The sequence below is a fragment of the Actinomadura darangshiensis genome (genome assembly GCF_004349235.1).
Taxonomy (GTDB): Bacteria; Actinomycetota; Actinomycetes; order Streptosporangiales; family Streptosporangiaceae; genus Spirillospora; species Spirillospora darangshiensis.
Genome location: NZ_SMKY01000006.1, coordinates 47,689 through 65,368, shown reverse-complemented (window position 1 = coordinate 65,368; position 17,680 = coordinate 47,689). Strand labels below are relative to the sequence as shown.

The window sequence follows — 17,680 nt, the reverse complement described above, 5'->3', positions numbered from 1 at the left end:
AACGAGATAAACAGGGCGGTCCGGATCAGGCACGGCCGATCCCGCTCAGTGGGATGCGGATCGTCGCCCCGCGCCCCGGGTCGCCACCGTTGTCACCGGGAGGGGACGCATGCCAGAGGAGAAGACCGCCGTGCTGGGCGACGACCGCCCGGCCCGCGAGGCCGCCTTCGCGGAGCTGGTCGCCGCGCGCGGCGGCGACGACCGCACGGGCCTGTGCTTCGAGGACCGCTCGTGGACGTGGCGGGAGGTCGTCGAGGAGTCGCGGCGGCGGGCCTCGTTCGCCGGGGACCTCGGCGGCGGTCATGCCGGCCTGTTCCTGGAGAACGGGCCCGAGCACCTGTTCTGGCTGCTGGGCGCGGCCCTCGCCGGCGTCCCGGTCGTCGAGCTGAACCCCACCCGGCGCGGCGCCGAACTGGCCCGCGACATCACCCACACCGACTGCGGGCTGCTGGTCACCGAGTCGTCCCGCGCGCCTCTGGTCGACGGCCTGGTGGACGTCCCGTCGCTGATCGTCGACAGCCCCGCCTACACCGAACGCCTGGCCGGGACGCCCCCGGCGGAGGTTCCGCCGGTCAGCCCGGAAACGATCTTCTCCCTGGTGTTCACGTCGGGGACGACGTCCGCGCCCAAGGCGGTGATCTGCACGCAGCGCCGGCTGGGGCGGATCGCCGTCCAGCAGCGCGACCGGCGCGGCCTCACCCGCGACGACGTGTTCTATGTCGTCATGCCGATGTTCCACTCCAACGCCCTGATGGCCGGCATCGCCCCCGCCGTCGCCACGGGCGGCCGGATCGTCCTGCGCCGCAGGTTCTCGGCCTCGGGCTTCCTCCCGGACGTGCGCCGCCACGGCGTGACGTTCTTCAACTACGTCGGCAAGCCCCTCAACTACATCCTGGCCGTCCCCGAGAAGCCGGACGACGCCGACAACACGCTCCGCATCGCGTTCGGCAACGAGGCGAACGAGCGCGACATCGCCGAGTTCACCCGCCGCTTCGGCTGCACGGTCATCGACTCCTACGGGTCGAGCGAGGGCGAGATCCGGCTCAACCGCGTCCCCGGCACGCCGCCCGGCTCCCTCGGCGTCGCCGAGGCCGGGACCATCGTGATCGACCCCGGCACCCTGGCGGAATGCCCGCCCGCGAGGTTCGACGGCCACGGGACGCTGCTCAACGCCGACGAGGCCATCGGCGAGATCGTCGACACGATGGGCGCCGCCAAGTTCGAGGGCTACTACGGCAACCCCGAGGCGACGGCGAAACGCGTCCGCAACGGCTGGACGTGGTCGGGCGACCTCGCCTACCGCGACGCGGCCGGCTACTGGTACTTCGCCGGCCGCGACGACGACTGGCTGCGGGTGGACGGCGAGAACTTCGCGGCGGCCCCGGTGGAACGCCTCCTGTCGCGCTTCGAGCCGTTCGCGGACGTCGCCGTCTACGCCGTCCCGGACGAGCACGTCGGCGACCAGGTGATGGCGGCCGTCGCGCTCGCCCCCGGCCACGTCTTCGACCCATCGTCCTTCACGCGGTTCCTGGCCGCCCAGCCCGACCTCGGCACGAAATGGACCCCGCGCTACATCCGGCTGGTAGCCGAACTGCCGCGCACCCCGACCAACAAGGTCATCAAACGCCCGCTCCGCGCCGAGGCCCGCGCCACCTCGGACCCGGTCTACGAACACCGCGACGGCGGCTACACCAGGCGGTGAGCGCCTAGGGAGGCGGTTCCGCGCCGAACACCCACGGGGCGAGGACCACGTGCCAGCCGTCCGGGTCCCGGAACACGACGGCGCCATGATCGGGCCAGTAGGGATTCTCGGCCGGGACGGGCCGGTGCCCGTGCTCGGCGAGCCGCGCCACCGCGGCGTCCACCGCCCCGGAACCCCGCAGATACAGGACGAGCTGGTTCTCGGGATGCGGCTCGGGGATCACCGGCGGCGTCCCGCTCTGCGTGATCTCCAAGTGCACCGGGCTCCCCGGCAGCCCGAGGACCACGCCGTCGTAACCGGCGTGCGCCCGCCATTCGGCGAGCACCGGGAGACCGAGCACGTCCCGGTAGAAGGACAGGACCTCGGTGAACCGTGCGGTCGGACGGGCGAACCGCACCGCCCCGACGTCCAGGTGGCCGGGCCACGTCATTCTCCGACCTCCAGGACGACCTTGCCGCGGCCATGGCCGGTCGCGACCTCGCGATGGGCGTCGGCGGCGCGGCCCAGGGGGAACACCCCGCGCACGTGGACGCGCAGCCGTCCCTCATCGTAGAAGCGGGCGGCCTCGGCGACGCGGGACGCCGACCGCTTGTCGGGCGTCGTCCGGACGCCGAGTCCGGCGGCGCGGCCGTGGTCGACCAGGGTGATGATGCGGTCCCGGTCCTTGACCAGGTTGAGGGAGACGTCCAGGGCATGGCCGCCGGCGCCGTCGAGCGCGGCGTCGGCACCGTCCGGCGCGAGGGCGCGCACGCGCTCTTCCAGGCCGTCCCCGTACGCGACCGGGATCGCGCCGATCGACCGCAGGTAGTCGTGGTTGCGTTCGCTCGCGGTGCCGATGACCGTGGCCCCGGCGATGCGGGCGAGCTGCACGGCGACCGTGCCGACCGCGCCCGCCGCCGCATGGACGAGCAGCGTGCCGCCCGGTCCCACGCCCATCTCCTCCAGCGCGATGTGCGGGGTCATCACGGCGGCGGGGAAGCCGCCCGCCACGTCCCACGGCATGCTCGCGGGCTTGGCCGCCAGCGCCTCGGCCGGGACGACGACGTACTCGGCGTAGGCGTTGAGGCGGCAGTTGCCGAGCACCTCGTCCCCGGCCTGCACGCCGGCGGCTCCGTCACCGACCTGGTCCACCACCCCGGCGAACTCGTTGCCGGGCACGCGCGGGAAGCCCTCCGGAGTCCCGGGCGGCGACCATCCTTCCCGGACGGCCAGGTCGAAGGGCTGCACGCCCGCCGTCCGCACCCGCACCCGCACCTGCCCCGGACCCGCCTCCGGCGCCGGCACGTCCAGGATCTGCAATACGTCCGGGCCGCCCGGCTCCTCGAATCCCGCGACTCTCATGGTCGTCCCCCTTCATCGTCGATCAAGAAGGACGCTAGGACCTCAATCAACCTTGAGGTCAACCCACCCGGCTGCGGACCAGGCGCGGCCAGCTGGACGGACGTCGCAGCCCCGCCAGCAGGACGGGCAGCGGGTCGGAGAAGGAGCGGCGGGCCCGGATCGTCCCGGAGGCGAGGACGAACCGGTCGCACACCCGGAACCGGACCGGCTTGCGGCCGAGGACGGCGGTGCAGTCGGACTCGATGAACACGATGTTCCCCTGCACCGCGCTGTGCCTGACGGCGAGGGCCATATCGGGGAACAGGGTGAACAGCCGCCGGAACATCTCCTCGATCTCCGCTATGCCGTGGGCGTCGGGGAACATCGGCTGGCTGAAGACCGCCTCGCCGTGGATCAGCGGCAGGAAGCGGTCGAGGAAGGCGTCGGGCTTGGGCAGTGCCCAGCCTTCGGCGAACACCGCGGGGAATTCGTCCGGGGTCATCCGGCCACCCGCCGGCCGAGGAAGTCCGAGAGCAGTTCGGCAAGACGGCCTGGTCGGTCATGTGGGACGAACGTGCCCGAACCCTCGACCACTTCGAGGCGGCCGTCCGGAAACGCGTCCGCCAGCCGCCGCCCGAGCGCGCGCGGGAACAACCGATCCCGGTCCGCCCACACCACGAGGACGGGACGCCCGAAGCCCGCGAAGGTCCGCGCCGCGGCGAGCGTCTGGTCCTTGGACGACCCGGTCATCAGCTTGGCGATGTCGCGGCGGACCCCCGCGTCGGCGGCGAGCGGCGCCGCCCAGTGCCGCACCGACCCGGGATCGTGCTCGATGACCGCACCGAACCCCAGCCGCGAGCCGGCCAAGGCGGGGACGTTCATGGCCGCCGCCATCAGCCGCACGAACCCCGGGACGGCGGCGAGCCGGAACAGCAGCCGGTAGGCGCCCGGCGGAAACACCTCGAACGCGTCGCAGGCCACCAGTGCCAGCGCGGCGACGCGCTCGGGACGGGCGGCGGCGACCAGCTGCGCGACGACTCCGCCGCTGTCGTTGCCGACGAGCACGGCCTGGGGCTCGTCCAGGGCGTCCAGAACCTCGATGACCAGGTCGGCGATGCCCGGCGGCGACAGGTCGGCGTCCGCCCGCATGGCATTGCGGTGCGCACCGAACGGCCAGTCGACCGTGACGCACCGGTGCGCCCCGCCGAGCTCGTCGATCACCGGCGACCACACGTCCGGCCCGGCAAGGAAGCCTTGGAGGAACACGACGACGGGCCCCGGCCCGCCACCGTGCCGCCAGTAGCGGACCGTGCCGCGGCTCGTTCCGATCTCTTCATGACCGATGGTCGAAAACTGACTCACAGTCAAAGACTGTAGCCTGGTCGGCATGCCCGTCAAGAGCCGCCGTGCCGAATACAAGGAACTCACCCGGGGCGCGGTCCTCCAGGCCGCCGCCCGGCTGTTCGCCGAGCGCGGCTTCGCGGCGACCACCATCGACGACGTCGCCGAGGCGGCACGCGTCAGCAAGGGGTCGGTCTACTACCACTTCGCCGACAAGGCCCGGCTCTTCGAGGCCGTGTTCACCGACGGCCAGTCCCGGCTGGTGGAGACGGTCGCCACCGCGGCCGCCCGGCACGACGCCCCCTGGGACCAGCTCATCGCGGCCCTGGACGCCTATATGGACGGGACGGTCGCCGACCCCGCCCACCGCACCCTTCTGCAGCAGGCGCCCACGGCCCTGGGCGTCGAACGGTGCCGCGAACTCGACGCGGAAATGGGCCTCCCGGCCGTCCGCGCACTGCTGGAGAACCTGGCCGCAACCGGCGAACTCGCCGTCGACTCGATCGACATGCTCACTCTCCTGCTGTTCAGCGCCCTGTGCGAGGCCGCTTTGACCGCCGGCGCCGCACCCGACCCGCCCCGCGCCCGCGACGAGGCCACCACCGTCCTGAAGGCCATCATGACCGGCCTTCACCGCCCTCCGGCGTAGGTTCCGGGTCAGCGGCGACCGGAGTGACCAGAAGCCCGACCGAATCCGAGCTGCGCACCCAGGCGCCGACGACCCGGCGCCCGCCGGAGGGACGCCAGTCCGCGGGCGGGTCCCACATGAAGCCCGAGCCGTCCGGCTTGAAATCGCCGATCGAGAACGCCCCCGTGAGACCGCGGCGGCGCAGGTCCGCCAGTGCTTCGCCGACGGTACGGCCGGTGAGGCGGAGGCTCGCCGGACGATCGCCCCGCGCCGGCCGGGCATCGGCGTAGACCTCGCCCGGCCGGGCCGCGCGGCCGATGACGATCTCGCCGCCCTCGCGCCGGAACATCGCGCCGCCGAGCCGGACCCTGAGCGGGCAGGCGTCCTGGCCGGGCGGGCAGTCAAGGACGGTGGTGAACCTGCCGCTCACGCCCCCCGCCGGAACCGGGCCGCCGCCGGTGCCGGGCAGCGAGCCGACGCTGATGATCTTGCGTTCGCCGGACGGCGACACCGGCACGATGCTCAGCCTGACGTTGAGCCCCACCTTGGCGAACGCCTCCCGGAACTCCTCCTGGCCGGCGTAGGCGTCCTTGACCTCCACCTCGTACCCGTCGCCCTCCGCGTCGATCCGCACGGCGGCGTTGGCGTAGCTGCGCAGGGGCCCGGAGTCCTGCCCGGACAGGACGACGACGGCCGTCGCGGCGGCGCAGGCCGCCACCGCGCCGCCGATCGCGGTCCGGGAGGGCGCGGAAGACGCCGGTCACCGGAGAGGCGTCCGGCGCGGGCGCGGCCGGTCGCAGTTCGGCGCGCAGCGCGGCCGTCTTGAGCGAGTGGCGCTGGACGCCCCGCCGGTGGTTGGCGAGAACGCGGCGCGCCACCCCGTACAGCCACAGCCGGGCCTCGTCGCCCGCGGGCATGTCGGCGGCGCGCCGCCAGGCGGTCGCGAACGTCTCGGCGACGACGTCGGCGGCGTCCTCGGGGGTTTCGCAGCGGCGCAGCGCGTACGCGAGCAGCGCCTTGTAGGTGGCGGCGTAGACGGCCGCGAAGTCGTCCTCATCCGTCATCGGGGATCCTCGGCATGTGGCCTCCTGTGGTCGGTGGTCACCTGCTCATGTCGGGGCGTCCCCGAATCTTTCACCCGTCCGCTCGGCGAACGCCTGGATTCGGGACCAGACCTGGGCGGGCTGCTCTTCCTGGGAGAAGTGGCCGGCGTCCTTGAGCACCTCGGTCGTCAGGTTCTCGATGCCCGCCCTGCGGAAGCCGTCCGCGTAGGTGGTGATGTCGCCGCCTTCACCGTCTCCTCGCAGGTAGAGGACGGGTGTGGTGGTCGGCTCGGTGAGCGCCGCGTTGTCCTTCGCGTCTTGTGAGAAGGCGCGGTAGAGGTCGAAGCCCGCGGTCAGGGCCTTGTCGCTCTCGTAGGCGGCCGCGTGGGCGGCGCGCGACTCGGGGGTGATCCTGGACGGGTCCGCGGAGAGCACGTTGTAGAAGTAGTCGAAGTACTCTGCCTGGCGGCCGCGGACGAGCTTCTCCGGCAGGCCCGGGACGGCATGCAGCCCGAAATGCCAGATGTAGGGGTTCCGCAGGACGTCCTTCCACGGGTCGACCCCCGGGATCACTGTGTTCATGATGACGACGCGGCCCGCGTCGTAGCGGCGCAGGTACGCGTAGGCGACCATCCCGCCGGCGTCGTGCCCGATCAGCGTGAGGTCGGTGAGGGACAGGTGCTCGACCAGAGCGTGCACGACCGACGCCAGGGCGGCCTTCGATCCGTCCGTGCCGCCGGTCGACTCACCCACGCCGGGCAGGTCGAGAGCGATGACGCGCGCCTCGGGCGGTGCCGCGTCCATGACGGGCTTCCATGTCCGCCACGACTCCGGCCAGCCGTGGAGGAACAGGTAGGGGCGCCCGGACGGGTCTCCCGATTCCTCGACGTGCAGCGAGCGTTCGTCCACCGCGATAATAGACATGCTCCATGTCTATCAAAGCACATGGAACATGTCTATTATGGTGGCATGGACGGCCCTCGCTACGAACGTGGAACCGGGTTCCTCCTCGCCCGGATGGGGTCGCTCACGGCCCGGTCATGGACGGCCTTCCTCGCGGCGCACGATCTGACCCAAGGCCAGTACACGGTGCTCTTCACGCTGAAGGAACGCGGGTCCATCGGGCAGGGGAGGATCGCCGAGCTCGTCGCCGTGGACGCGCGGAACATCGTCACCGTGATCGACGCACTGGCCCGGCGCGGGCTGATCGAGCGGCGGGCGGACGACACCGACCGGCGGCGCCGCCTCGTCGCGCTCACCGAGGCCGGGACGGCCGTCGTCCAGGACATCGCCGCCGCCGCGGCCCAGGAGCAGGACGTTTTCCTGAACCCGCTGAGCCATGCCGAGCGCGAGGAACTGAACCGTCTACTCACCCGCCTGTACGAGACGCACGTCAGCAGCGGCTAGGACGGGTCCGGGAGCATGCGGCGCATTGCCTCGTGGGCGCCCAGGACCTTCCGGTCGCGGGGGAAGCCCGCGCGTTTCCGGGCCGCCTCGTAGTTGCCGCCGGCGACCCAGACCGGTCCGTCCTTGAGGTGGTCGAGGCCCTCGCGGGCGACGTCGCCGGGGTCGGCGACGTTCAGGCCCGGCATGTCCATGTTGAGGCCGGCGCGTTCCATCGCCGGGGTGCGGGTCACGCCGAGGACGAGCTCCAGGACGTCCACCCCGTGCTCGCGCATCTCCAGCCAGAGTCCCTCGGCGAAGACGCGGCCGAACGCCTTCACCGCCGAGTAGATGCTGATCTGCGGCTGGCCCATGTAGCCGGCGAGGGAGCCGACCAGCAGGATGCCGCCGCGTCCCCGCTCCTTCATCAGCGCGCCGAAGTGCCGCGTCAGGGCGAGCTGCGCGGTGATGTTGAGGTCGATGACGCCCTGGAAGCGGTCCAGGTCGCCGGACACGAACTCGTGGCCGTAGCTGTTCGCGCCCGCGTTGAAGACCAGCAGCCCGACGTCCAGGCCATCGGTGATCTCGCGGATCGCCTTCAGCGGGTCCGGCGCGACCAGGTCGAGTTCGAGGGTGCGCACCTCGACGCCCTTCGCCCGGACGGCCGCCGCCGTCTCGGCCAGCGGCCCCGGCTTGCGGGCGATCAGCACGAGGTTCAGGCCCGCGTCGGCGAGGCGGTGCGCGAAGGCCGAGCCGACGCCCTCCGAGCCCCCCGCGATGACGGCCCACGGGCCGTAGCTGTCGATCATTGCTCTCCGTCCAGGTCCGGGGTCCAGGCGACGCCGTTGATGTGCGAGCCGCCGTCCGCGAACAGGGTGTTGCCGGTCAGGTAGCGGGCGTCCTCGGACGCGAGGAACACCGCCACGGGTGCGATGTCGGTCTCCGGGTCGCCGAGGCGGCCCATCGGGTTGGCGCGGTCGGCGGCGGCCTCGATCTCCGGATGCTCGGCCGCCATCCGGTGGAACGCCGCGCTCTTGGCGCCCGGGCAGATCGCGTTGACGACCACGCCGGTCGGGGCCCACTCGCGGGCGGCCGTGCGGGTCAGCGTCCGGAGCGCCTCCTTGGCCGAGTTGTACTCCAGCGTCCCCATGTGGGCGTTGACCCCGTTGAGCGAGCACATGTTGATGACGCGCCCGTAGCCGCGCGCCTTCATGTGGGGGAACGCGGCCTGCATCGCCCACAGCGGGCCGTAGTAGCCCATCGCGAAACCGCGGGCGAGCTGCTCGTCGGTCTTGGCCTCCACCCGGCTCACCGTTCCGGCGCCCCAGGCGTTGTTGACCAGGATGTCGACGGCGCCCCACCTGCCGGCGGCCGCGTCCACCATCGCGTGGACCTGCGCCTTGTCGGTGACGTCCGTCCGGACGAACTCGCCGCCGATCTCGGCCGCGACCTTCGCGCCGGACTCCGGATTCAGCTCCGCCACCAGGACGCGGGCGCCCTCGGCGGCGAAGCGGCGGGCGACGCCGCGTCCGATGCCGTCGCCCGCGCCGGTCACGACCGCGACCCGGCCGGCGAGGCGTCCAGCGGTCACTCCGGCACCGTGACGGAGCCGTTCAGCGCCGCCTCCTGGACGGCCGAGCGCAGCGCCGGGCAGGTCGCGAGCGGATCCTCGTCGAGGGTCGTGCACGCGGCCCGCGCGGCGGCGTTCCACTGGATGCTCGTCTGCTCCCAGCTCGCCTTGCGCACCAGCACCTCGGCGGCGCAGCGGCGGCAGGAGACCGGCACCAGCGGGCCCTCCAGGAGGCGTTCGTCCTGGCGGGTCGTCACGCCGAGGCCCCCTGCGCCGCCCGCCGCGCGAGGTTCTCCTCGACCTCCTTCTGCCACGACTCGACCGGACGCGTCGTGTCGATCTCGAACTCGAACCGGTCGGTCATCTCCGGCCTGATGTCGGCGACGTCCACGTAGAACTGCTCGTACCAGCGGCGCAGCTGGTAGACCGGGCCGTCCTCCTCGCAGAGCAGCGGGTTGTCGATGCGGGCCTTGCGCTTCCAGATCGCGACGTCCTGCTCGAAACCGGTCAGGATGAACTCCGACAGCTTCTGCGCGCTCGCCTCGGCCGCCTCGGGCGACAGCTTGTCGCTGTGCTGGACGATGATGCCCGAGTGCAGCGAGAACGAGTTCTCGTCGATCGGGTAGTGGCAGTTGATCAGGACGGACCGCAGGTCGTACCCCTCGTAGTGGTACGTCAGCTCGTCGATCATGAAGGAGGGGCCGTGGTAGGACGCGACGGAGGAGTTGCCGAGCATCCGCGGGCCGCCGCCGCCGTTCTCCCCGCGCTCCCGGCGGGCGTCGTCCCGGCTCCGGCCCTTCATGATCTGCGTGGCGACCGTGCCCTCGAAGACGTTCTTGAAGTACGTCGGGAACGACTTGTGGATGTAGAAGAAGTGCGCCATGTCGACGACGTTGTCGATGATCTCGCGGCAGTTGGTGTGGACGACCTGCTCCGTCCAGCGCCACTCCGTCCAGTCGTCGCGGCCGGCGCCCTCGATCACCGGGATCGTCACGTCCTCGGGGGGCTTGCCGCCCTCCGGGTCGTTCCAGACGAACAGCAGCTTGTTCACTTCCATCGTCGGCCACGCGGCCGTGCGGGCGCGCAGCGGGACGCGGCGCGAGTACGGGATCTTCTTGCACCGGCCGTCGCCGCCCCAGCGCCAGTCATGGAACGGGCAGGCGATCTCGTTGCCCTTGACGGTGCCGTCGGACAGGTCGCCGCCCATGTGCCGGCAGTAGGCGTCCAGGACGTTCGTCTTGCCGTCCGCACCGGTGAAGACCACGAGCTTCTGCCCGAACGCGTCGACCGTGTGGGGCTTGCCGTCGCGGTACGTCTCGGCCAGCCCCAGGCAGTGCCATCCCCGGGCGAACCGGCGCGAAATCGTCTCGGCCTCGATGGCGCGGACGGCGTCCGACTCGGTTGCGGTCACGTGGATCATCCCTTCAGCGACGGCTGCGTGATTCGAACGTTAGGTCGCAGGTCACCGTCCCGACCCGTGAGTCCCGGTGGCCGGGACGCACGTCCCCGCGGCGCCACGGCAGCATGGTCTCCTGCAATGGCCGTACTAGGGAAGGAACGGGGATGAGCAACGAGGTCCTGGACGCCGTCCGCGAGCTGCTGCCCGGCATCGCCGAGCGGGCCCGGTCCGTGGACGAGAAGGGGCGCATCCCCGCCGAGACGATCCGCGAGCTGACCGCCGCCGGGGTCTTTCGGATGCTCCAGCCCACCCGCTACGGCGGCGCCGAGGACGACCCCGTCGCCTTCTACGAGGTGATCCGCGCCGTCTCCGGCGCCTGCGGCTCGACCGGCTGGGTCGCCGCGGTCCTCGGCGTCCACTCCTGGCACCTCGGCCTGTTCGCGGACGAGGCGCAGCGCGAGGTGTGGGGCGCCGGCCCCGACACCCTCATCGCCTCGTCCTACGCCCCGATCGGCCGCCTCACCCCGGTCGACGGCGGCTACGAGCTGACCGGCCGCTGGTCGTTCTCGTCCGGCTGCGAGTTCGCGTCCTGGGCCCTGCTCGGCGCCCTCGTCGTCGGCGCCGAGGGACGTCCCGTCGACTTCATGACCGTCCTCGTCCCGGCGAAGGACTACGAGATCGCCGAGGTCTGGGACTCGATGGGCCTGCGCGGCACCGCCAGCGACGACATCGTCGTCGAGGGCGCCTTCGTCCCGTCCCACCGCGCCATGCGCAACTTCGAGCAGGCCCAGCTCCGCAACCCCGGCCGCAAGGTCAACACCGGCCCCCTCTACCGCATGCCGTTCGGGACGATCTTCACCACCACCGTCGCCGCCAGCGTGATCGGCATGGCCGCCGGCTGCCACGACCTCTACGTCACCCGCATGCGCGACCGGATCCGCCTCAGCCTCGGCGGCGGCCGCTTCGTCGAGGACCAGTTCGCGCAGGTCGCCGTCGCCCGCGCCGCGTCCGAGATCGACGCCGCCGTCCTGCAGACCGACCGCAACGTCCGCGAGATCCACGAGTACGCCGCCCGCAACGAGAAGATCCCGATGGAGCTGCGCTTGCGCGCCCGCCGCGACCAGGTCCGCGGCACCGAACGCGCCATCGAGGCGATCGACATCCTCTTCAAGACCGCCGGCGGCAACTCCCTCCACCGCGGCAACGTCATCGAACGCGCCTGGCGCGACGCCCACGCCGGCAGCGTCCACGTCGCCAACGACGTGGAGCACGCCTTGTCCATGTACGGCCGAGGCGAATTCGGCCTAAAGGTAGAAGACAACCTCGTCTGAAGGCTTCCCGATGGTCGGACGGGTCGGGTGTGGATGTCAGCGTGCTTGGTTAGGGTGTTCCCGGTTCGGGTCCGGAGGGTGGTGGCATGGTGCGGGACGCCGACGTTGCTCGATGGCGGTTGCGCAGCCAGCACCTGGTCCGGCCCCACGTCGGGTCGGCAGGCGAGGCGGTGAGCTCACTCCTGGCCGTCCAGGCAGAAAACCCCGGTCAGGCGGCTTGGGCGGTGGCCTCGCGCACGCGGAACCCCGACCAGGCCGATTTGGGGGCCCTCCTCGACGACGGCGCCATCGTGCGTACGCACGTGCTGCGACCGACGTGGCACTTCGTGCGGGCCGAGGACATCGGCTGGCTGCTCGACCTGACAGGCCCACGTGTGCGGCGGGTCACCGGCCAGCAGCTCCGCAATGCCCACGGCCTCGACGACCGTTCCATCGACCGGGCGGTCGCCGCCATGATGGAGGCGTTGGCGAGCCGGGGACGGCTCACCCGCGCGCAGCTGGCTGAGGAGTTGCTCGGGCGCGGTGTCCCGGCCAGCGGGCAGATGGTGATGATCCTGCTGGCCCACGCCGAGTTGGACGGGCTGATCTGCAGCGGGCGGGCCGTCGACGGCGAACACGCCTACGCGCTGATGGCCGAGCGCGTGCCGGCACCACGGCGGCTCGACCGGGCCGATGCGCTGGCAGAACTCGCGTTGCGCTACTTCACCGGGCATGGCCCGGCGACCGAGCGGGACCTCGCCTACTGGGCGACGCTCACGCTCACCGACGTGCGCGCCGGCCTGCGGCGGGTGCGTGATCGGCTCGACTCGTTCGAGCACGACGGGCGCACCTTCTGGCACGCCCCCGCAGATGCTCCCGGCGAACCGCAGGATCCCGCGGGCCATCTCCTGCAGGTCCTCGACGAGACATACCGCGGCTACCAGGACTCCCGCTGGGTGCTGGACGCCGCCGGTGACGTGCCGCGCACCCGGGTGTCCGCGGTCGGGATGGCCCTGGTCGACGCACAACTCGTCGCCGACATGCGGCGCACCATCGGCCGCGACCATGTGCGGTTCGACCTGCGCCCTTACCGGGCCCTGACGCGTCCGGAGATCGAAGCCCTGGACCGGGCCGCCAGACGGTGCGGCGAGTACCTGCGCCTAGAGGCCACGATCACCCTTCCCTGACCGCACGCCGCGCCACGGGGAACCTCATGTGCGGGTTTGGCAGGATGTTCCGGTGGCCGGAGAATCGTCTTACGTGGAGCGTGCGCCGGTGGGCGCGCTTGGCCCGCTCGCCTCGTCCGTCTGGATACAGCAGGTCGGCGACCGGGGCCTGGCGCAGCGGCACGTGCCCAACGGTGGCGCCGAGATGTGGTGCGTCCTCGGTGAGTCGCCGCGGCTGCTCGGGCCCCTGACCACGTCGGTTTATCACGACATACCGGCGGGTGGCACGGTCGTCGGGATACGGCTGCGTCCAGGCGTGCTCGGTGGCCTGGTCGGTATGCCGGCCGACGAGCTCGTCGATCAGAACGTCGCGGGAAGCGACATCTGGAAGGAGCTGTCCCGCCTGACGGACGTGTTGGGGGACGCCGCCACGCCGCAGGCCGCGCTCGCGTTCCTCCAGTCGTTCGTCGCACGATCCGCCGGTGAACCGGACCCGCTGGTGAACGAGGCCGTCGCGCGTCTCATGCCCGGATCCGTCCGCGGGACCGCCGCCCTGCCGGCGCTGCTGTCGATCTCCGAGCGCCAGCTGCGCCGCCGCTGCCGGGACGCGGTCGGCGTCGGGCCCAAGGAGCTGCACCGTGTCCTGCGCTTCCAGGGCTTCATCGCTCGCGTCCAGGCCTCGGTCGACCAGCCGGAGGCCGCAGAAGTCGATCTCGCACGGTGGGCGGTCGAAAGCGGGTACCACGACCAGGCACATCTCAGCCGCGAGTGCCGCCGGCTCGCGGGGGCGCCGCCTGGCGCACTGCTGGCGCAGTACGGCGCCGCGTGCGCCTGCGGGCACGACCACGCTGCGTCCTACCTCCCGATGCTCCGCCGGGGAGATGGCCGTTTCGTACAAGAGGGGCGTCCGGTTCCGGCATAGCGTCGCGGTCATGCAGCTGATCACGTATCTTCCCTCTGCTCCCGACGCCGGCCCCGAGCCGGCGCGAAGGGTCCGGCGAGCCGGGCACGGCGGACCTCGCCGCATGGCGGGAGGGCCGGCGTGATCCTCGTCAGCGGCGGTCTGGGGTCGATCGGGTCGCACACCGCGCGGGCGCTGCTCGACCTGGGCGAATCCGTCGTGGTCACCGCGCACCGGTCGAGTGGGATGCCGGAGTTCCTCGCCGGGGAGCCCGGGATCGTGGTCGAGCCGCTGGACACCACGGACCGGGAAGCCGTCCTCGGCATCGGCGGGCGACACGAGATCACCGGTATCGTGCACCTCGCGGCCGCCCCCCACGATCTGCCCGATCCGATCGAGTACCTGCGCGCCGACGTCTCCGGCTTGCTGAACGTCCTCGAGGCGGCGCGGGAGTGGGGCGTGCGGCGGTTCGCGGTCGCGAGCACGATCGCCGCGTACGCGGCGGTGGACGAGGTCCCCTGGCGTGAGGACGCCGCGCTGCCGGTGGTGGCGCCGCACCAGATCCCGGTGTTCAAGAGGACCGCGGAACTGTTCGCCGCGCTGGCCGGCGACAGCGCCGGGTTCGAGACGGTGAGCCTGCGGATCGGCACCATCTGGGGCCCGCTGGGGCTGCCCGACAACCCGTTCTTCGCGCTGCCCCGCCTGCTCAGCGCGGCGGTCCGGGGCGAGGACGCCGACCTCACCCCGCCTCGGCCGCCCGCGTACGCCGAGGACGCCACCGACCTCTGCTACGTGAAGGACTGCGGCCGGGCGATCGCGCTGCTCATGGTCGCGGAGCATCTGAACCATCGCATCTACAACGTCTCGTCCGGGCGGCTGGTCCGGTACGGCGAGGTGGTCGACGCGATCAACGCGGCGGTGCCGGGTGCGGACATCGTCCTTCCGCAGGGGCGTAACCCCGACCGGCCCACCGACAACTACCTCGACATCACCCGGCTACGGGAGGACACCGCCTTCCGCCCGGCCTACGACGTCGAGCGCGCCGTCCCCGACTACGTCGACTGGCTGCGGAAACACCCGCGCTAGCCCATCCGGTACCACCCGGACGTCCGCGGACTGCGTGTCGCCGGGGTGGGCGGTCAGCAGGTGGTCGGCGGTGTCCGGCCGGCGCGCAGGTCCTGGACGAACTTCAGCGACGCCTCGAACGACGCGTCGATGCTGGCCCGGTGGTCGGCGCCGTCGAACGCCCGGTAGGCGATCGATCCGTACCGGCTGCACAGGTCCTTCACGAGGTTCTGCGTTGCGGCGGGGGAGACCTCGCGGTCGGCGGTGCCCTGGGCGACCAGCGTCGGGACCTTCAGGTTCAGGCCCAGCGCCTCTTGCGAGTCGTAGTAGTTCTCGAACCGCGTGAGGTCGGCGTCCGCCCGGAACACCTTGTCCAGCGGCAGGTTCGCGCTGAGCTGCTTGAGTTGCAGCAGGCAGGCGTTCGTCCGCCCGGCCTTGGCGGCCGCTCCTGCCCGGGGGGTCAGTAGGTCCTCGGGAACGAAGGACGGGTCGGCCGCCTTCGCCCCGTTGAGCAGGACGAACAGGAACGGCAGCGCCGTCTCCGCCCCCGGGTGCTGCGCCTTGACGTACTCGGCCGCCTGGCTCATCTGGGAGCCCGGCGCGATTGCCACGGCGCCCCTGAGCCGGATGTCCCGCGACCTGGACGCGGCCGTGTAGAGCGTCGCCTGGCCGCCCTGGCTGTGACCGGCGACGAACCAGTCGCGTCCGATGCGGTGGTCGGCGCGGCGGGCCGCGCGCACGATGTCGGTGACGGCATTCGCCTCGCTGGCGCCGTTCATGTACGGGTGCCCGCCGGGCGTGCCGAGGCCCTCGTAGTCGGTCTGGACGACGGCGAAGCCGCGCGCGACCCACTTGTCCAGGTACTTCTCCGTGATCGACAGGTAGTCGTGGGCCGGGCCGTTCGCCGTGTCGGCGGACGGTGCGCAGGCGTCGGCGGTGCCGGTCGTGCCGTGCGCCCAGCTCAGCACCGGCCAGCCGCCGCGCGGGGGCGTCCCCTTCGGCACGGCGACCGTGCCCGTCACGCGGATGCGCTGCCCGCGCGCCCCCTCGGAGACATAGGTGACGAACCGGTTCTTCGCCGCGCTCGGGAGTGCCGCCGCGTTCGTCAGCGGGGCACTGCTGATCAGCTTGCCGCGCTGCCCGGGGGCGGCCTGCGCTGGAACGGCGGTGATTCCGGCCGTCGCCGCGCACATGACCGCGGCGGTGGCCAGTCCGGCCGCACGCCTGATGGTGGTCGTCACGGGTGGTTCCTCCTCATGTCCTGGACGGCGCGGTAGGCGAACGCCATCGCCGATCCGATCGGGATGCCCGGCCCCGGATAGACCGGTCCGGTGAACGAGGCGCTGGTGTTGCCGGCCGCGTAGAGCCCGGCGATGGGACGGTCCGCGCCGTCCAGGACGCGGCCGTCGGGGTCGGTGCGCAGCCCGCCCTTCGTCCCGAGGTCGCTCAGGACGATCTTCGCCGCGACGTACGGCGGCTCGTCGACGGCGACGACGGCCGGTTCGCCGCCGGTGAAGTACAGGTCGTAGGGGTCCTCGCCGCGGTGGAAGTCCTCGTCGGTGCCCTTCCCGGCGAACCCGTTGAAGCGGGCGACGGTGCCGGCCAGTACGTCGCCCGGCAGGCCGATCCTCGCCGCCAGTTCGGGCAGCGTGGCCGCCTCGACCCACGCGCCCGACGCCAGCTGCTCGTCCGGCATCAGCGGCGGGACGGAGATCGCCGGCAGCCCCCGCGACCGCGCGTCGAAGATCAGGTGGAAGGGGCCCTCGGCCGCCGCCATCCGCCGCCCCATCTGGTCGTACGGCAGCGACTCGTTGGCGAAGCGGCGCCCCGAACCGTCCACGATCAGGCCGCCGCGGAAGCCGAGCGTGAACGCGGCCCGGCCGTCCGGCATCAGCGAGCCGGGGCAGAACCAGGCCTGGTCGAGCAGGCCGGTGGACGCGCCTGCGCGGACGGCCGCCGCGATCGCGTCGCCGGTGTTCGCGCCGGCCGGGGCCATCGTCCAGGCCGCGCCGCCCGGCACGCCCCGTTCCGACCGCAGTGCGGCCGACGACTCGAACCCGCCCGCCGCGAGCAGCACCCCGCGCTTCGCCCGCAGCCGGAGCCCGCCCGCCTCGACGCCGGCGACCCGGCCGTCCTCGACGATCAGGTCCGTCAGCGGGGTCTCGGTGCGGACGGCCCCGTTGCCCGTCGCGGTGATCGCCAGCAGCAGCCGCCCGATCAGCGCCCGGCCCTGCATCATCGGCTTGGACGCCGAGTGCCCCCGCCCGGCCCGGTCCCGGTCGACCGGCGGGCGGACGAGCCCGGCCAGCTCCCCGAGCCGCTCGGCGGGCAGGTCCAGCGGAACGAACGAACGTCCCAGGTCCAGGCGTCCCGGCGCGGCGAAGTAGTCGGGGAACGGGCGCCACTCGAACTCGATCGCCGGATCCTTCTCCAGGAACTCGACCAGCTCCGGCGCGGTCGCCAGGAACGCCTCCCGGTGCGCGGCGGACCCGTCCCCGAGCAGCGCGCGCAGATAGGTGCGCGCCCCCTCGGACGAGTCGCCGATCCCCGCCCGCTCCTGCACCTGCGTGCCGGGCAGCCAGATCGCCGATCCCGAGTACGCGGACGTCCCGCCCAGCAGCGCCGTCTTCTCCAGGACGGCGGTCCGGAGCCCGTTCGAGGCGGCGGTCAGCGCACCCGCCATCGCCCCGGCCCCCGACCCGGCGACCACCGCGTCGTATTCGTCGTCCCACCCGGCTTTTCCCACGTGACGTCCCCTCCGGCCTCGCGTTCTCGGCGCGCCGACAACGTAGACGCGCGCCGCACCGCCGGGACGCCGCGTCCCACTGACTGGTATCGGGCATCGCGGGGAC

Annotated in this window: 19 protein-coding genes and 1 pseudogene; 7 read left to right on the top strand and 13 right to left on the bottom strand. The window is 72.3% G+C overall.

All coding sequences use genetic code 11. The features are described 5' to 3' along the window. Positions 1-109: 109 nt before the first annotated feature. Complete coding sequence (locus tag E1293_RS02730; RefSeq protein WP_132193418.1) at positions 110-1,702, top strand: AMP-binding protein; 1,593 nt, start codon at positions 110-112, stop codon at positions 1,700-1,702. Between the two features lie 4 nt (positions 1,703-1,706). Here the strand turns inward: E1293_RS02730 and E1293_RS02725 are convergent, their stop codons facing one another. From E1293_RS02725 to E1293_RS02710, 4 genes are read right to left on the bottom strand one after another with little or no spacing between them, the layout of a single operon-like run. Then, on the bottom strand, positions 1,707-2,132 hold the full coding sequence (locus tag E1293_RS02725) for a VOC family protein (protein ID WP_132193416.1): 426 nt from the start codon (positions 2,130-2,132) through the stop codon (positions 1,707-1,709). After that, the gene (locus E1293_RS02720; RefSeq protein ID WP_132193414.1) at positions 2,129-3,043 is read right to left on the bottom strand and encodes an NADP-dependent oxidoreductase; all 915 of its coding nucleotides are present in this window, start codon (positions 3,041-3,043) and stop codon (positions 2,129-2,131) included. Before E1293_RS02720 ends, E1293_RS02725 begins: the two co-directional genes overlap by 4 nt. 58 nt (positions 3,044-3,101) lie before the next feature. Continuing rightward, on the bottom strand, positions 3,102-3,524 hold the full coding sequence (locus E1293_RS02715; RefSeq protein ID WP_132193412.1) for a nuclear transport factor 2 family protein: 423 nt from the start codon (positions 3,522-3,524) through the stop codon (positions 3,102-3,104). Continuing rightward, complete coding sequence (locus tag E1293_RS02710) at positions 3,521-4,384, bottom strand: alpha/beta fold hydrolase (protein WP_165978051.1); 864 nt, start codon at positions 4,382-4,384, stop codon at positions 3,521-3,523. The genes E1293_RS02715 and E1293_RS02710 overlap by 4 nt, the downstream gene beginning before the upstream one ends. Positions 4,385-4,409: 25 nt before the next feature. Between E1293_RS02710 and E1293_RS02705 the strand changes: the two genes are divergently transcribed. Beyond that, on the top strand, positions 4,410-5,012 hold the full coding sequence (locus E1293_RS02705; RefSeq protein ID WP_132193408.1) for a TetR/AcrR family transcriptional regulator: 603 nt from the start codon (positions 4,410-4,412) through the stop codon (positions 5,010-5,012). On the opposite strand, the gene E1293_RS49220 is transcribed toward E1293_RS02705, so the two are convergent. From E1293_RS49220 to E1293_RS02690, 3 genes and pseudogenes are all read right to left on the bottom strand, one after another. Beyond that, positions 4,981-5,709, bottom strand: coding sequence for a hypothetical protein (locus tag E1293_RS49220; RefSeq protein WP_243715975.1), 729 nt, complete (start codon positions 5,707-5,709; stop codon positions 4,981-4,983). The genes E1293_RS02705 and E1293_RS49220 overlap by 32 nt on opposite strands. A 175-nt stretch (positions 5,710-5,884) precedes the next feature. Beyond that, positions 5,885-6,055: pseudogene (locus E1293_RS49215) on the bottom strand (RNA polymerase sigma factor); the annotation flags it as partial. 45 nt (positions 6,056-6,100) lie between these two features. Then, positions 6,101-6,958 (bottom strand): alpha/beta fold hydrolase, encoded by an 858-nt coding sequence (locus tag E1293_RS02690; protein WP_132193402.1) that lies wholly within the window; start codon positions 6,956-6,958, stop codon positions 6,101-6,103. Between the two features lie 45 nt (positions 6,959-7,003). Here E1293_RS02690 and E1293_RS02685 point away from each other — a divergent pair, with 45 nt between their 5' ends. After that, the gene (locus E1293_RS02685) at positions 7,004-7,441 is read left to right on the top strand and encodes a MarR family winged helix-turn-helix transcriptional regulator (RefSeq protein ID WP_165978050.1); all 438 of its coding nucleotides are present in this window, start codon (positions 7,004-7,006) and stop codon (positions 7,439-7,441) included. On the opposite strand, the gene E1293_RS02680 is transcribed toward E1293_RS02685, so the two are convergent. The 4 genes from E1293_RS02680 to E1293_RS02665 are packed head-to-tail and all read right to left on the bottom strand — an operon-like array spanning position 7,438 to position 10,407. Then, positions 7,438-8,226: an SDR family NAD(P)-dependent oxidoreductase gene (locus tag E1293_RS02680; RefSeq protein WP_132193398.1), complete on the bottom strand. Its 789-nt coding sequence runs from the start codon at positions 8,224-8,226 to the stop codon at positions 7,438-7,440. The genes E1293_RS02685 and E1293_RS02680 overlap by 4 nt on opposite strands. Beyond that, positions 8,223-9,008 carry an SDR family NAD(P)-dependent oxidoreductase gene (locus E1293_RS02675; RefSeq protein WP_132193396.1) on the bottom strand — a complete coding sequence of 262 codons (786 nt, stop codon included), beginning with the start codon at positions 9,006-9,008 and terminating at the stop codon, positions 8,223-8,225. The genes E1293_RS02680 and E1293_RS02675 overlap by 4 nt, the downstream gene beginning before the upstream one ends. Next, positions 9,005-9,244, bottom strand: a complete 240-nt coding sequence (locus E1293_RS02670; protein WP_132193394.1) for a ferredoxin — start codon at positions 9,242-9,244, stop codon at positions 9,005-9,007. The genes E1293_RS02675 and E1293_RS02670 overlap by 4 nt, the downstream gene beginning before the upstream one ends. After that, a complete protein-coding gene (locus tag E1293_RS02665) occupies positions 9,241-10,407 on the bottom strand; it encodes a 3-ketosteroid-9-alpha-monooxygenase, oxygenase component (protein ID WP_132193392.1) in 1,167 nt (388 codons plus the stop codon). The genes E1293_RS02670 and E1293_RS02665 overlap by 4 nt, the downstream gene beginning before the upstream one ends. 143 nt (positions 10,408-10,550) lie before the next feature. On the opposite strand from E1293_RS02665, the gene hsaA reads away from it, so the two are divergent. The 4 genes from hsaA (at position 10,551) to E1293_RS02645 (ending at position 14,849) form a co-directional block, all read left to right on the top strand. Then, on the top strand, positions 10,551-11,717 hold the full coding sequence (hsaA, locus tag E1293_RS02660) for a 3-hydroxy-9,10-secoandrosta-1,3,5(10)-triene-9,17-dione monooxygenase oxygenase subunit (protein ID WP_132193390.1): 1,167 nt from the start codon (positions 10,551-10,553) through the stop codon (positions 11,715-11,717). Positions 11,718-11,803: 86 nt separating this feature from the next. Further along, the gene (locus tag E1293_RS02655; protein ID WP_132193388.1) at positions 11,804-12,883 is read left to right on the top strand and encodes a winged helix DNA-binding domain-containing protein; all 1,080 of its coding nucleotides are present in this window, start codon (positions 11,804-11,806) and stop codon (positions 12,881-12,883) included. Between the two features lie 88 nt (positions 12,884-12,971). Next, a complete protein-coding gene (locus tag E1293_RS02650) occupies positions 12,972-13,784 on the top strand; it encodes a helix-turn-helix domain-containing protein (protein ID WP_207938637.1) in 813 nt (270 codons plus the stop codon). A 120-nt stretch (positions 13,785-13,904) separates the two neighbouring features. After that, positions 13,905-14,849, top strand: a complete 945-nt coding sequence (locus E1293_RS02645; RefSeq protein WP_132193384.1) for an NAD-dependent epimerase/dehydratase family protein — start codon at positions 13,905-13,907, stop codon at positions 14,847-14,849. A gap of 53 nt (positions 14,850-14,902) precedes the next feature. Here E1293_RS02645 and E1293_RS02640 read toward each other — a convergent pair whose 3' ends face one another. Together E1293_RS02640 and E1293_RS02635 are read right to left on the bottom strand one after the other, a co-directional pair. After that, on the bottom strand, positions 14,903-16,069 hold the full coding sequence (locus tag E1293_RS02640) for an alpha/beta hydrolase family protein (RefSeq protein WP_207938636.1): 1,167 nt from the start codon (positions 16,067-16,069) through the stop codon (positions 14,903-14,905). Next, a complete protein-coding gene (locus E1293_RS02635) occupies positions 16,066-17,574 on the bottom strand; it encodes an FAD-dependent oxidoreductase (protein WP_132193382.1) in 1,509 nt (502 codons plus the stop codon). The genes E1293_RS02640 and E1293_RS02635 overlap by 4 nt, the downstream gene beginning before the upstream one ends. Between the last annotated feature and the right edge of the window lie 106 nt (positions 17,575-17,680).